We start from the raw sequence: 13682 nt of genomic DNA, 5'->3' as shown, positions 1-13682 counted from the left end.
CCAACATGATTCCAGTTCGCCTGATCGCGACGGGCAAAGCCGTGCCGTCGCACAGCGTTACCTCCGCCAGCCTGGACCTGAAACTGGGCCACCCGGCCGGCTATACCCTGCGCAAGAGCGGCGTGCTGTCGCGCTTTGTCGCCGCACCCGACGAATCGCAAAGCCAGCTGGGCGCCGCCGCCCTGCTCGACGCGCTGAAGAATGCCAGCCTGCGTCCGGCCGACATCGATCTTCTGATCTGCGCCTGCGGCGTGCCCGAGCAGGCGTTGCCGAACACGGCCTGCTTCGTGGCCGAACACGCGGGCTTGCCGCCTGGCACGCAAAGCTTCGACGTCAACGCCAGCTGCCTCAGTTTCATGGCCGCCTTCCGCGTGGCCGCGTCCATGCTGGCCGGCGGCGCCTACCGGCGTATCGCCATCGTTTCGTCCGACCTCGCGTCGCGCGGGGTCGACTGGAGCGAGCCGGAAGCGTCGATGATCTTTGGCGACGGCGCCGCCGCCGTCATCGTCGAGCGGGGCGACGGCAGCGCGGGCATCCGCGCCTACAAGATGGGCACGTATCCGGAAGGGCGGCGCTACTGCGAAATCCGCGGCGGCGGCACCGAGCGCAACCCGCGCAACGGCTGCGAACCGGGCGACTATCTGTTCCGCATGGATGGCAAGGCCGTGTTCCGCCTGGCCGTCAAGGTGATGCCGGATTTCCTGGCGGAACTGATGGCTGAGTCGGGCGCGGGACTGGAAAAAATCGACGTGGTCGTGCCGCACCAGGCCAGCCCATTGGGCCTCGCGCATGCGGCGCGCATCCTCGACGTTCCCGATGCTAAAATCATCAAGATCTTTGAAACGCATGGCAACCAGGTGGCCGCGTCCTTGCCCACCGCCCTGCACGAGGCGGTGATGACGGGGCGGGCCGTGGCAGGCCAGCGTTTGCTGATGATGGGCACGGCCGCTGGCCTGACCATTGGCGGCATGATACTTGACCTGTGAAGGTGGGGCGATGAGGCGGATACTGGTCACGGGAGCGACGGGCGGGCTGGGGCGCAATGCCGTGCGCACCCTGCTGGCGCAGGGCGTGGAAGTGCGCGCCACAGGCCGCAACGCCGCCGTGGGCCGCGAACTCGAACGCATGGGCGCGCAATTCGTCGCGCTCGACCTGGCGCAGGCCACGCCGCGCCAGGTCGACGAACTCGTGCGCGGCATGGACACCGTCTGGCACTGCGCCGCGCTGTCGTCGCCCTGGGGCGCGGAGCGCGACTTCATCGCCGCCAACGTCACGGCCACGGCCCAGCTGCTGCGGGCGGCCGCCAGCCTGCACGTGGCGCGCTTCGTGCATATCTCCACCCCGGCCATCTATTTCGACTACCGCAACCGCTACGAGGTGCCGGAATCCTTCCGCCCCGACGCCTTCGTCAACGCCTACGCGCGCAGCAAGGCGATGGCGGAAAAACTGGTGCAGGAGTGCGTCGATCGCCAGCGTGGCATGACATGCGTGATCCTGCGCCCGCGCGCCATCTTCGGCCCGCACGACCAGGTCCTGATCCCGCGCCTGGCGAGGGTGCTGCAGGAGCGCGGCGGCAAGCTGCCGCTGCCCAATGGCGGCGCGGCCACCATCGACGTCACCTATGTCGACAACGTCGTGCACGCGATGTGGCTGGCCACCGTGCACAAGACCATCGCTTCCGGCGCCGCCTTCAATATCACGAATGGCGAGCCGGCGCGTTTGTGCGACATTTTGCGCACCCTGTTCTGCGACCATCTGCAGCAGCCGTTCGAGATCGTCAGCGTGCCGTACCGCGTGCTGGCGGTGGCGGCGCGCCTGATGCAGTTCGCCTCGCGCTTCACGCGCCGCGAGCCATCGCTGACGCCCTACAGCATCGGCGCGCTCAGTTTCGACATGACGCTCGATAACGCCAAGGCGCGCAAGGTGCTCGGCTACCGTCCCATCGTCAGCCTGCAGGACGGCATCGCCCGCACGGCGCAGTGGATGCGCCAGGAAGCGGCGGCGCACAAGGTGGGCAAGGAGCGCAATGGCTAGCATCACCGCGTTTCGCGTCGGCCATTGCACGCATCCTTCGTGCATGGTCTTGAAAGGCAGCGGGCTGGCCAGCCGCTGCTTCCCGTCGCGCGCCTACCTGATCGAAACGCGTGCGGGCCTGTACTTGTGGGACACGGGCTACGCCGAGCACTTCCGCGCGGCCACGTCGAAGGGCGTGTACCGCATGTATGCGTGGGTGACGCCGATTTCGTTTGATGAGAACGAGTCGCTGCACGGCCAGCTGCGCGCGCATGGCGTCTCGCCCGGCGACATCCACACCTTGCTGCTGTCGCACTTCCACGCCGACCATATCGCCGGCATGCGCGACTTTCCCGGCGCGCGGCTGATGGCCTCGAAAACGGGCTGGGACGCCGTGCGCGGCCTGTCCGGCGTGGCCGCCGTGCGCCAGGCCTTCGTGCCCGAGCTGCTGCCGAACGATATCGCGGACCGCCTGGATTTCGTGGAAAGCGTGCCCGAGACGGCCTTGCCGGCGGCCCTGCTGCCATTCACGCATGGGCGCGACGTCAGCGGCACGGGCGAGATCTACATCGTCGACTTGCCCGGCCACGCCATCGGCCATCTGGGCGCCTTCGTGCTGCAGGATGGCGGCTGGACCTTGCTGGCGTCGGACGCGGCCTGGGTGCCGGAAAGCTTCCAGCAGTTGCGCGGACCGTCGGAATTGTCGTTCATCATCCAGCACAAGCGCGCGCCGTACTACGCCACCCTGAACCGCCTGCACCAGCTGCACCGGTCGGGCAATGCGCAGATCCGCATCACGCACGAAGACACGGTCGACTACATTGCAGTGGCGGGCCGCCCGTGAAGCGTATTGTCTGGCTGTTGCTGTCGTACTGGCGCACGCGCCGCCTGCGCTTTGCGGACCGCGCGCAGCTCGACGCCTACCAGCAACAGCAGCTGGCCCGTTTCATCGATGTGCTGTGCGCGCGCAGCCGCTACTTTGCCCCATACCGCAACTTGCCGCTGGCGCAGTGGCCGACGATGAACAAGGCGCTGATGCTCGAGCATTTCGATGCCATGAACACGGAAGGGGTGACTTTGGCGCAGGCGATGGACGCGGCCATGGCGGCCGAGCGTAGCCGCGACTTCACGCCGGCCGTCGGCGACATCACAGTGGGCCTGTCGTCGGGTACCTCGTCGCGGCGCGCCGTGTTTACCGTCAGTCCCCGCGAAAAGGCCCAATGGGCGGGCGTGATGCTGGCCAAGGCGCTGCCCGACGGCCTGTTTTCCGGCGAGCGCGTGGCCCTGTTTCTGCGCGCGAACAGCAATCTGTACACGGCCGTGCGTTCGCCGTGGCTGACCTTTGCCTTTTACGATCTGTTCGAACCGTTCGATGCACTGTGCGCGCGGCTGGCGCAATACCGGCCATCCGTGATCGTCGCGCCGGCTCAGGTGCTGCGCCAGCTGGCGCTGCGCGTCATTGACGGCCGCCTGGCGCTGGCGCCGAAAAAAGTCATCTCCGTGGCCGAAGTGCTGGAAGCGCAGGACCGCGCGCTGATCGTGCAGGCGTTCGGCGCCGTGCATGAAATCTATCAGGCGACCGAGGGTTTCCTCGCCAGCAGCTGCGAACACGGCGTGCTGCACCTGAACGAGGAATACGTGCACATCGAGCCGCAATGGCTCGATGCGGAACAGCGCCGCTTCGTGCCCGTGATTACGGACTTTACGCGCATCACGCAGCCTATCGTGCGCTACCGCCTGGACGATATTTTGATCGCGCGCGCCGCGCCATGCCCGTGCGGCCGCGCCACGCGCGCCATCGACGGCATCGAAGGGCGCTGCGACGACATGCTGCTGCTTCCCTCTGCACGCGGCGGCGCCCCCATCGCCGTGTTTGCCGACGTGCTGACGCGCGCGTTCGCGCAAGCCTTGCCGCCGGACGCCGATTACCGCCTGCTGCAGTCGGGCGAAGCGGCCCTGCAACTGCATGCGGCGCTGGACGATGCCGGCCTGGCAGCCCTGCGCGCGCACCTGGCAACAGTGCTGCAGGGCCTGGGCGCGGCTACCGACGGCCTCGCCTGGACGATGAGCGGCGAACTGCCTCCTTTTGACCCCACCATGAAACGGCGCCGCATCCGGCGCCTTGCGACCGCATGAAATCTGTAGACACCATGACGCTGTACTCCCGCCTGCTGCACTTGCTGGCCGGCTGGGGCAGCGTCGGCCTCGTGTATTTTTCCAGCGATTTGCTGCAAGGGCAGGGGGTACTCCTGCCGGAAACGGCGCTCGACCGCGCCATCCCCTACAGCGACTCTGCCATCTGGCTGTACCTGTCGTTTTTCATCCTGATCCCCTACGCCTACCTGGCGGCCGATGCGGCGCGCGTGCGCTGGCTGGCGCGCGCCATGGCGCTTTCCGCCGTCCTGTGCGGGGTGGTCTTCCTGCTGTATCCGACCACGCTCGCCTACCCGCCCGTGGGCGAAGGCAATGCGTGGAGCACGCAGGCGCTGCGCATGCTGCAGTCGTTTGACTCCACGCAAAACTGCCTGCCGTCGCTGCACGGCGCCCTGACCCTGCTGTGCGTATGGGCCCTGTGCGACAAACGCCAACCGCTGCGCTCCGCGCTGGCGCTGGTGCTGGGCGTGGCCATCTGCTACGCCATCATCGCGCTGCGCCGGCACGTGAGCATCGACCTGGCCGCCGGCCTGGCTGTTGGCATCGCTGGCGGCATGCTGGCGAAAATGCAGGTATCCTTGGCTGCCCGCCGCGCCGTTTCCATCAAAACCGCACCATGATGAATCCATTTGCCCTGTCGTTCCTGATCATGCTGGCCTTCGTGCTGGCCGAACTGCTGATACTCAAATGGGTACGCAAGACGCCCGTGCCGTGGAAGGACGTGATCTTCAACCTCAATTCCGGCCACATCCTGATGTGGGTGTTCCGCGGCGTGGAAGTGGCGGCCTTCGCCCTGCTGCTGCGCCATGCGAACCTGCACGTCGTCGACCAGTGGCCCGTGGCGGCGCAATGGATATTCGCGTTTTTTGCCTGGGACCTGTGCTTTTACTGGATGCACCGGCTGCACCACAAGATTCCTTTGCTGTGGGCCGTGCACGTCGTGCACCACCAGGGCGAGCATTTCAACCTGTCGCTGGGCGTGCGCAATTCCTGGTATTCGTCGCTGACGAATTTCCCCTTCATCGCCATCCTGGCCGTGCTGGGCGTACCGCTGGAAATCTTCCTTGTCGTCTCGTCCTTGCATTACACGGTGCAGTTCTACAACCACAATGCGCTGGTGAACAAATCCGGCATCCTCGATCGTTTCATGGTCACGCCGTCGCACCACCGCGTGCACCATGGCACCGATAAACGCTACATCAACCGCAATTTCGGCGGCACCCTGCTGTTGTGGGACAGGCTGTTCGGCAGCTTCCAGCCGGAACTCGAGGGCGTGGAAATGCGCTATGGCGTGAAGGGCATGACACCCACGCATAACCCGCTGCTGGCCAGCAACGGGAAATTGTTCACATGGCTGCGCGCGCGCTTCCCCCACTGGCAGTCGCGCGGCACCTTCCACGTGCCCGAGCTGTTCATCGGCATCGGCGGCGTGATCCTGTTTGGTCTCGTGATCTATTACGTCAACCATGAAGCGGTGCTGGCCGGCGCGCAGCAGGCGATTCTGTTCGCGCTGATCTTCGGCGGCACCCTGGCGCTGGGCGGCCTGTCCGACGCGCGCCGCTGGGGCGCCATCGCCTGGGTCGCCATCGCGCTGGCCATGCCGGCCCTGTACCTGGGCTGGTATGGCGCGCGCGACGTGTGGGGCATGGTGTTTCTGGCCGCGCTGCTGGCGCATGGCCTCGATGGCGCGCGCCGCCTGTGGTGGCCGGCGGCAGCGGGGACGCGCGCGTGACGCAGCCTGTACCTTCGCTGCCGCCCCTGCGCTTTCAGCCTGCCCGCGACTCCGCCTTCCGCCGCGAATTGCGCGCCCGCGCCGACGCCTATCTGGCGGATGAAGGAACGCACCGCTTCGGCGACGCGCGCCTGCATGCGAAAACCGTGTTCCTGGCCGCGCTGGCGGTGGGCCTGTATGCGCTGGCGCTGAATGCCGGCAGCACCTGGCCGTTTGTCGCCAGCTATGTCGCCTGCCTGGTCGCGGCCATGGCGCTGGCCATGAATACCCTGCACGACGCGGCCCACAGCGCCGTCTTCCGCCGGGGATTCCTGAACCGGGTGCTGATCCGCCTGGTGGGCTTGCCCGTGGGCGTGGACACGGATTTCTGGACCATCCGCCACGTGCACTTCCACCATACGTATGCGAACGTGGAAGGCTATGACCTCGACACGGAACCGAACCCCTTCCTGCGCCAGACGCCGTACCAACGCTGGTCGCCCCAGTACCGCTATCAATACCTGTACTGGCCCGTGGTGGCGGCCCTGTCGCTGCCGTATCTGAACTGGTATGGCGACTGGCTGGACCGATTCGGCAAGACGCCCGTGGCCGCGCACAGCCGGCTGCAGGGCTGGCGCGGCTGGCTGTCGTTCCTCGGCTGGAAGCTCGGTCACGTGGCGCTGGTGCTGGCGCTGCCCATGTGGGTGCTGCAGCAGCACGGCATCGGCTGGGGCGTGGTGCTGGGCGCGTATTTCCTGGGCCAGATGATCGCCTCGTGCGCGCTGGTGGCGCTGATCCTCGGCACCCACTGGGCCGAAGTGGAATTCTTCCAGCCGGGCGCGGACGGCACCTTGCCGCACGACTGGTACCAGCACACGTTTTATACGGCCTGCGACTGGACGCCGAAGCCGCGCGCGTTGCGCTGGCTCGGTTACTGGCTCGGCGGATTGAATTTGCACCTCACGCATCACCTGTTCCCCACCTGGAATCACCGTCACTACCCGGCGCTGGCGCGCATCCTGGCCGAACTGGCGCCGCGCCACGGCCTCGTCTACCGCGAACTCGGTTACGGCCAGCTGCACGCGTCGCAGCAGCAGTTCCTGCGCGCCATGGGCCAGCCGCCCACCCGCACCTGACGAATCGTGCTTGACTCGGTTTCCGTTCCATCTTACATTTCTGTAACGACAGAAATTAGAGAAAATCATGGAACTGAGTCCGACCACGCAGAAGTACATTTTGCACTGGGGTGAAATGGGCACGCGCTGGGGCGTCAACCGCACGGTGGCGCAGATCCACGCGCTGCTGTTCCTGGCCAACGAACCGCTGACGGCGGAAGACATCGCGGCCAGCCTGAACGTGGCCCGCTCCAACGTCAGCAACAGCCTGAAGGAATTGCAAAGCTGGGGCCTGGCGCGCATCACGCATGTGATGGGGGACCGGCGCGACCATTTCGTCGCCCTGCAGGATGTGTGGGAAATCTTCCGCGTCATCATGGAAGAGCGCAAGCGGCGCGAGATCGATCCCACCCTGACGGTGCTGCGCGAATGCGCGATCGAAGGCGAGCACGATGCGGCGATACCGCCGGCCACCCTGGAGCGCATGGGCGAAGTGCTGGCCTTCCTGGAAATGCTCAGCAGCACCTATAGCGATTACAAGAACTTGCCGCCGGCGACCCTGCAGCGCATGCTGTCCATGGGCGGCAAGGTGGCCAAGTTCCTCAGCCCGGAAGACAAACCTGTCAAGCGCGCAAAATCATGAACGGCCCCTCGGAAGGAGAACTGTTCAAGAAGGTCATGGGCGCGCAGTGGCTGACCCTGCACCCCGATATCCGCCGCCGCTTCGAGAAAAATCCCGCGCCGGGCCAACCCCTGTATTACCGGGGCGAGCTCAGTGAGCTCACCAGCTCGCGCCTGGGAAAATTCCTCGGCTGGCTGACGCGCCCCTTCATCGACGGCGCCCTGATCCCATACGACGATCACGATTTTCCCGTCGATATCGAAGTCTATTCGCGCCCCGGCTGCCCCTTCATCTTCAAGCAGCGCACCTACCGCCTGCACGGGCGCGCGCCGATCCGCTTCACGTCCTACATGGCGGAAAGCGAAAAAGGCGAAGTGCTCGAATACGTGGGCATGGGACTGGGCATGAAGCTCGTCCTGCACGTCGAGGATGGCAATCTGCACTTCACCAGCGACGGCTATTTTTGGGATCTTTTCGGCTGGCGCCTGCCGCTGCCCGGCGTGCTCACGCCCGGCAAGACCTATCTGTGCCACCGCAACGAGACGCCGCAGCAGTTCAACATCCGCATCGAAATTCGCCACGCGCTGTTCGGCACCACGTTTACCCAGGCGGGCGTGTTCCGCGAATCGGCCGCACCGGAAAGGAAGGAGACACCATGAATACGCATCTGCTGGCCCTGCAACTGATGGCGGCGCAAGGCTGCCTGGGCGCCTTCGACACCATCTACCACCATGAAATCACGGAGGCGCTGCCGCAAAAGGCGTCGGCGCGCCTTGAATTGACGATCCACGCGACGCGCGCCCTGATCTACAGCCTGCTGTTCGTGGGCCTGGCCGCGTGGGAGTGGCATGGCGCCTGGGCCTGGGTGCTGGTGATCGTGTTTGGCGTGGAAATCGTGCTGACCTTGTGGGACTTCGTCGTGGAAGACCAGACGCGCCTCTTGCCCGCCACGGAGCGGGTCACGCACACGGTGCTGGCGATTAACGCGGGCGCCTTCATCGCCTTGCTGGCCCTGAACAGCAGCGAATGGGCGAGCTTGCCGACAGCCCTCGTGTGGCAACCGTATGGCTGGCTCAGCGTCTTCCTCGCCCTGTGCGGCGTGGGTGTGGGCTTGTCCGGCCTGCGCGACGCGTATGCCGTGTGGCAGCTGGGACGGCGCAAGGTCCAGGAGACAGCGGAGCAAGAGGAGCACCTGCGCTTTGCCAGCACGCCGCAATCCGTGCTGGTGACGGGCGCCACGGGTTTCATCGGCCAGCAGCTGGTCAGCGCCTTGCTGGCCGACGGCCATGCCGTGACGGTGCTGACGCGCCAGCCGAAGCAGGCCGCGTGGACCTTCGACGGCCAGGTGCGCTGCATCCAGTCGTTCGACGAATTGGCGGATGCGCAGCGTATCGACATGGTCGTCAATCTGGCAGGCGCGCGCATCGTCGGGCGGCGCTGGACGGAGGCGCGCAAGGCGGCCCTGCGCCGCAGCCGCGTCGCGCTGACGCAGGCACTGGTGGCGTGGATCGCCCGCGCGCAGCACAAGCCGCGGGTGCTGCTGTCGGCGTCGGCCATCGGCTACTACGGCGTGCAGCCGCAGGGCGATGATACGGAATTGACGGAGGAGAGCGCGCCGCAAGCCATCTTCATGTCGCAGCTGTGCCAGGAGTGGGAAGCGGCCGCGCGCCAGGCGGAGAAATTTGGCGTGCAGGTGGGCTGCATGCGCTTTGGCCTCGTCTTCGGCCACCAGGGTTCGCTGCCGCAGATGCTGCTGCCGATACGCTTCGGCGTGGGCGGCCCGCTGGGCAGCGGCAGGCAGTGGGTCACGTGGGTGCATGTGCGCGACGTGATCCGCGGCATCGCCCATCTGGCGCGCCGCAGCGAAGAGCAGGCGGTGAGCGGCGCGTATAACTTCTGCGCGCCGGAAGCGATCGAGCAGCGCCGCTTTGCCCGGGTGGCGGGCGCCGTGCTGCACCGCCCCAGCGTCGTGCCCACGCCGGCCTTCGTCATGCGTGCCTTGCTGGGCGAGCAGGCAGACTTGCTGGTGGAAGGCCAGCGGGTCGCCCCGCGCCGCTTGCTGGCCGACGGCTTTGTCTTCCGCTATCCGCAGCTGGAAGGGGCGCTGCGCAGTTTGTGACGTGGGGTGGTATCGCGTTGCTCCGGGCGTAGAATAGGCATGCTCCGGGGTCAGACCCGGCGGGTCTGACCCCACAGGAGAAGTCCATGCCCCGTTTCAGCCATACGATAGACAGCCATGTTTACCAGTTTGCCAGCCTGAAGGAGCTGCTGGCCAAGGCCACGCCGCTGCGTTCGGGCGACGTGCTGGCCGGCGTGGCCGCCGCCAGCGCGCGCGAGCGGGTGGCGGCGCAGCTGGCGCTGGCCGACGTGCCGCTATCGCTATTCCTCAACGAGGCGCTGGTGCCGTATGAAGAGGACGAGGTCACGCGCCTGATCATCGATAGCCATGACCGGTCCGCGTTTGCCCCCATTGCGCAGTTGTGCGTGGGCGACTTTCGCGACTGGCTGCTCGATGACGCGGCGGATACGCAAACGCTGGCGCGCGTCGCCGCCGGCATCACGCCGGAAATGGCGGCCGCCGTCTCGAAAATCATGCGCCTGCAGGACCTGGTGCTGGTGGCCCGCAAGTGCCGGGTCGTCACGGCCTTTCGCAATACTCTGGGCCTGGAAAACCGTTTGTCCACGCGGCTGCAGCCAAACCACCCGACGGACGACGCCACGGGGATTGCCGCCTCCATCCTCGATGGCCTGCTGCTGGGCAGCGGCGACGCCGTGATCGGCATCAATCCGGCCACCGACAATGTGGCGCAGGTGGTCTCGCTGCTGCACCTGCTCGACGCCGTCATCGGCCAGTACCGGATTCCCACGCAGTCGTGCGTGCTCACGCACATCACCAATACCATCGAGGCGATCCGCCGCGGCGCGCCCGTCGACCTGGTGTTCCAGTCGGTGGCGGGCACGCAGGCGGCCAACCGCAGTTTCGGCATCGACCTGGCGCTGCTGGCCGAAGGGCAGGCGGCGGCCCTGTCGCTGGGGCGCGGCACCGTGGGCAGCAACGTCATGTATTTCGAGACGGGGCAGGGCAGCGCGCTGTCGGCCGGCGCCCACCACGGCATGGACCAGCAGACGTGCGAGGCGCGCGCGTATGCGGTGGCGCGCGCGTATCAACCGCTGCTGGTCAATTCCGTCGTCGGCTTCATCGGCCCCGAATATCTGTACGACGGCAAGCAGATCATGCGTGCGGGGCTGGAAGACCATTTCTGCGCCAAGTTATTGGGACTGCCCATGGGCTGCGACGTGTGCTACACCAACCATGCGGAAGCGGACCAGGACGACATGGACGCCTTGCTGACCATGCTGGGCGTGGCCGGCTGCAATTTCATCATGGGTGTGCCGGGCGCGGACGACATCATGCTCGGCTACCAGAGCACCTCGTTCCACGACGCCCTGTATGCGCGCCGGGTGCTGGGCTTGCGTCCCGCGCCGGAATTCGCGGCCTGGCTGGCGCGCATGCGGATCACGGATGCGCAGGGCCGTTTGAACACGGCGCTGGCGCCGGCCTTCCAGGCGGCCCTGCTGCGCCTGGACGATTAGGGAGGGCACATGGACGAGAACCATCCCTGGCAAGCGCTGCGCGCGCATACGGCCGCCCGCATCGCGTTGGGACGGCGCGGCGTGAGCGTGCCCACCAAGGCGCAGCTGGCGTTCCAGCTGGCCCACGCGCAGGCGCGCGACGCCGTGCACCTGGCGCTCGATGGCGAGGCCCTGGCGCGCGACTTGGCCGCGCAGGGGCAAGACTGCGTGCAGCTGCACAGCGCCGCCGCCACGCGCGCCGACTATCTGCAACGCCCCGACCTGGGGCGCCGGCTCGACGAAGGCTCACGGGCGCGGCTGGCCACCGCTGCTACGGGAGTCGACCTGGCGCTGGTGGCGGCCGATGGCCTGTCGGCGCTGGCCGTGCAGCGTCACGCGGCGCCGTTCCTGACCGTCTTGCGCGAACGGCTGGCGCTGGAAGCGTGGACGCTGTCGCCGCTGCACATTGTGGCGCAGGGAAGGGTGGCTGTCGGCGACGAGGTGGGGCAACTGTTGCAAGCGAAGGCCGTGCTGGTGCTGATCGGCGAGCGGCCGGGCTTGAGTTCCCCGGACAGCCTGGGCCTGTACCTGACGTGGGCACCTGCAGTGGGCTTGCTGGACGAGCGCCGCAACTGCATTTCGAACGTGCGCCCCGAGGGGCTGGCGTATGCGCCGGCCGCGTACCGGCTGCACTATTTGCTGTCGCAGGCGTTTACCAGGCAGCTGTCGGGCGTGGAATTGAAGGATGAAACAGTGGAAGAGGGCGCGGCCCTGGCGGGCGCGCGCAACTTCCTGCTGAAGTGATCAGACTTCGCGGATTTCGTCCAGCGGCCAGCGCGGGCGCACGTTGAACGAGTAATCGTGCTTGGCTGCGTCGGGATTGATCTGCAGGCGCATGGCGCCGGCAAAAGCGATCATGGCGCCGTTGTCGGTACAGAATTCCAGCTCCGGGTAATACACTTTGAAGCGCTTTTTGGCGGCCGCTGCGTTGAGCGAGGCGCGCAGTTGCGCATTGGCGCCCACGCCGCCGGCGATCACCAGGCGCTTCAAGCCCGTGTGCTTGAGGGCAGACACGCATTTGGCCGTCAGCACGTCGACGATGGCGTCGACGAAGCCGCGCGCGATATTTGCCTTGTCCTGTTCGCAGATGTTCGCGATGACTTTTTCTTCATGGTTTTTCACCACCGTCAGCACGGCCGTCTTCAGGCCGGAAAAGCTGAAATTGAAATCCTTCGAATGCAGCATCGGGCGTGGCAGTTTATACGCGAGCGGATCGCCGAATTCGGCCAGGCGCGAAATGGCGGGGCCACCCGGATAACCGAGTCCCAGCAGCTTGGCCGACTTGTCGAACGCCTCGCCGGCCGCATCATCGAGGGTTTCGCCCAGCATCGTGTACTGACCCACGCCATCGACGCGCATCAGCTGGGTGTGGCCGCCCGACACCAGCAGGGCGATGAACGGGAATTCCGGCGGCTCGGACGCCAGCAGCGGCGACAGCAAATGGCCTTCCAGATGGTGGATGCCCAGCACCGGCTTGTTGATGGCCAGGCCCAGGCTGCAGGCGACGGACGATCCCACCAGCAGCGCGCCGGCCAGGCCCGGGCCTTGCGTGTAGGCGATGGCGTCGATTTCGGACAGGCCGATGCCGGCCTTCGTCAGGGTCTCTTCGAGCAGCGGGATGGCGCGGCGGATATGATCGCGCGACGCCAGTTCCGGCACCACGCCGCCGTATTGCTCGTGCATGGCGACTTGCGAATAGAGGGCGTGCGACAGCAGGCCGCGTTGCGTGTCGTACAAGGCCAGGCCGGTTTCGTCACAGGAGGATTCGACGCCAAGAACAATCATGAAGGTGCTAAATAGGGAGGAGTAATCCGCCATTGTAAAGGAAAGCCGGGCAGTCCACCGTGCGGCCGGCGCACCATTTCGGCGGCAGTGTGCACTTGCGCAGTGCGGCGCGTGCCGGTTTTGCCCGCGATTCCGGCTGCTTTGCGCCTGGAACGGCACTGGCACCGCTCTTGCTTAGGCAAGCGTGTGCCTTTCTCGAGGGAGTTCGCGATGCCGGAACAATGGAAAATGATTTGCCGCCTGAAGGACATGCCGCTGGCGGGCGCGCGCATGGTGCAGCGGGGCCTGGCGTGGCAGGATTTACCGGGCGTGGCGCTGTTTCGCGCGGCTGACGATACGGTGTACGCGCTGCTCGACACGGTGCCCTGCCTGGGCGGCCCGCTCGCGCAGGGGGTGCTGATGGAGAAAAACCTGATGGGGCCGAAGAACAGCTGGATCATCGAGCTCGATTCGGGCCGCCTGGTGGCGCCCGTGCAGGGCATGGCGCGTACGTACGCCGTACGCATCCTGGACGGGCGCATCTACCTGGACATCAATGAATTGAATATCCCGGCCAGCAAGGCGGAACAGGCGCTGGCGGGATCGTTTGCCGTGCTGCCGCATGTGCAGATGGCGTAGGTGTATGGGGTCAGACCCTCAATGTCGCTAA

General features: G+C 66.3%; 14 protein-coding genes. 13 read left to right on the top strand and 1 reads right to left on the bottom strand.

Going from position 1 to position 13682, the window contains the following annotated elements; all coding sequences use genetic code 11:
- The first annotated feature begins 5 nt into the window (after positions 1–5).
- The 12 genes from IGS55_RS20695 (at position 6) to eutC (ending at position 11992) form a co-directional block, all read left to right on the top strand.
- Positions 6–986 (top strand): 3-oxoacyl-[acyl-carrier-protein] synthase III C-terminal domain-containing protein, encoded by a 981-nt coding sequence (locus tag IGS55_RS20695; protein ID WP_230518427.1) that lies wholly within the window; start codon positions 6–8, stop codon positions 984–986.
- 10 nt (positions 987–996) lie between these two features.
- A complete protein-coding gene (locus tag IGS55_RS20690; RefSeq protein WP_230518428.1) occupies positions 997–2034 on the top strand; it encodes an NAD-dependent epimerase/dehydratase family protein in 1038 nt (345 codons plus the stop codon).
- Entirely contained in the window at positions 2027–2857 is an 831-nt protein-coding gene (locus IGS55_RS20685) for an MBL fold metallo-hydrolase (RefSeq protein WP_230518429.1), read from the top strand. The genes IGS55_RS20690 and IGS55_RS20685 overlap by 8 nt, the downstream gene beginning before the upstream one ends.
- Positions 2854–4149, top strand: a complete 1296-nt coding sequence (locus tag IGS55_RS20680) for a F390 synthetase-related protein (RefSeq protein WP_230518430.1) — start codon at positions 2854–2856, stop codon at positions 4147–4149. The genes IGS55_RS20685 and IGS55_RS20680 overlap by 4 nt, the downstream gene beginning before the upstream one ends.
- Before the next feature lie 14 nt (positions 4150–4163).
- Positions 4164–4787: a phosphatase PAP2 family protein gene (locus tag IGS55_RS20675; RefSeq protein WP_230518431.1), complete on the top strand. Its 624-nt coding sequence runs from the start codon at positions 4164–4166 to the stop codon at positions 4785–4787.
- Positions 4784–5899: a sterol desaturase family protein gene (locus IGS55_RS20670; RefSeq protein ID WP_230518432.1), complete on the top strand. Its 1116-nt coding sequence runs from the start codon at positions 4784–4786 to the stop codon at positions 5897–5899. The genes IGS55_RS20675 and IGS55_RS20670 overlap by 4 nt, the downstream gene beginning before the upstream one ends.
- Entirely contained in the window at positions 5896–7014 is a 1119-nt protein-coding gene (locus tag IGS55_RS20665; RefSeq protein ID WP_230518433.1) for a fatty acid desaturase family protein, read from the top strand. The genes IGS55_RS20670 and IGS55_RS20665 overlap by 4 nt, the downstream gene beginning before the upstream one ends.
- A gap of 67 nt (positions 7015–7081) precedes the next feature.
- Positions 7082–7636 carry a GbsR/MarR family transcriptional regulator gene (locus IGS55_RS20660; protein WP_230518434.1) on the top strand — a complete coding sequence of 185 codons (555 nt, stop codon included), beginning with the start codon at positions 7082–7084 and terminating at the stop codon, positions 7634–7636.
- A complete protein-coding gene (locus IGS55_RS20655) occupies positions 7633–8274 on the top strand; it encodes a DUF4166 domain-containing protein (RefSeq protein ID WP_230518435.1) in 642 nt (213 codons plus the stop codon). Before IGS55_RS20660 ends, IGS55_RS20655 begins: the two co-directional genes overlap by 4 nt.
- On the top strand, positions 8271–9734 hold the full coding sequence (locus IGS55_RS20650) for a TIGR01777 family oxidoreductase (protein WP_230518436.1): 1464 nt from the start codon (positions 8271–8273) through the stop codon (positions 9732–9734). The genes IGS55_RS20655 and IGS55_RS20650 overlap by 4 nt, the downstream gene beginning before the upstream one ends.
- 86 nt (positions 9735–9820) lie before the next feature.
- Positions 9821–11209: an ethanolamine ammonia-lyase subunit EutB gene (locus tag IGS55_RS20645; RefSeq protein WP_230518437.1), complete on the top strand. Its 1389-nt coding sequence runs from the start codon at positions 9821–9823 to the stop codon at positions 11207–11209.
- 9 nt (positions 11210–11218) lie between these two features.
- Positions 11219–11992 (top strand): ethanolamine ammonia-lyase subunit EutC, encoded by a 774-nt coding sequence (eutC, locus tag IGS55_RS20640; protein WP_230518438.1) that lies wholly within the window; start codon positions 11219–11221, stop codon positions 11990–11992.
- Here the strand turns inward: eutC and tsaD are convergent, their stop codons facing one another.
- The gene (tsaD, locus tag IGS55_RS20635; RefSeq protein WP_099409665.1) at positions 11993–13033 is read right to left on the bottom strand and encodes a tRNA (adenosine(37)-N6)-threonylcarbamoyltransferase complex transferase subunit TsaD; all 1041 of its coding nucleotides are present in this window, start codon (positions 13031–13033) and stop codon (positions 11993–11995) included.
- 210 nt (positions 13034–13243) lie between these two features.
- On the opposite strand from tsaD, the gene IGS55_RS20630 reads away from it, so the two are divergent.
- A complete protein-coding gene (locus IGS55_RS20630; RefSeq protein WP_230518439.1) occupies positions 13244–13651 on the top strand; it encodes a nitrite reductase (NAD(P)H) small subunit in 408 nt (135 codons plus the stop codon).
- The last annotated feature ends 31 nt before the right edge of the window (positions 13652–13682 follow it).

This window comes from Janthinobacterium sp. EB271-G4-3-2 (assembly GCF_020858035.1).
Lineage (GTDB): Bacteria > Pseudomonadota > Gammaproteobacteria > Burkholderiales > Burkholderiaceae_D > Janthinobacterium > Janthinobacterium aestuarii.
The sequence above is the reverse complement of the archived record's forward strand: the minus strand, read 5'-3'. Positions and strand labels throughout refer to the sequence as shown.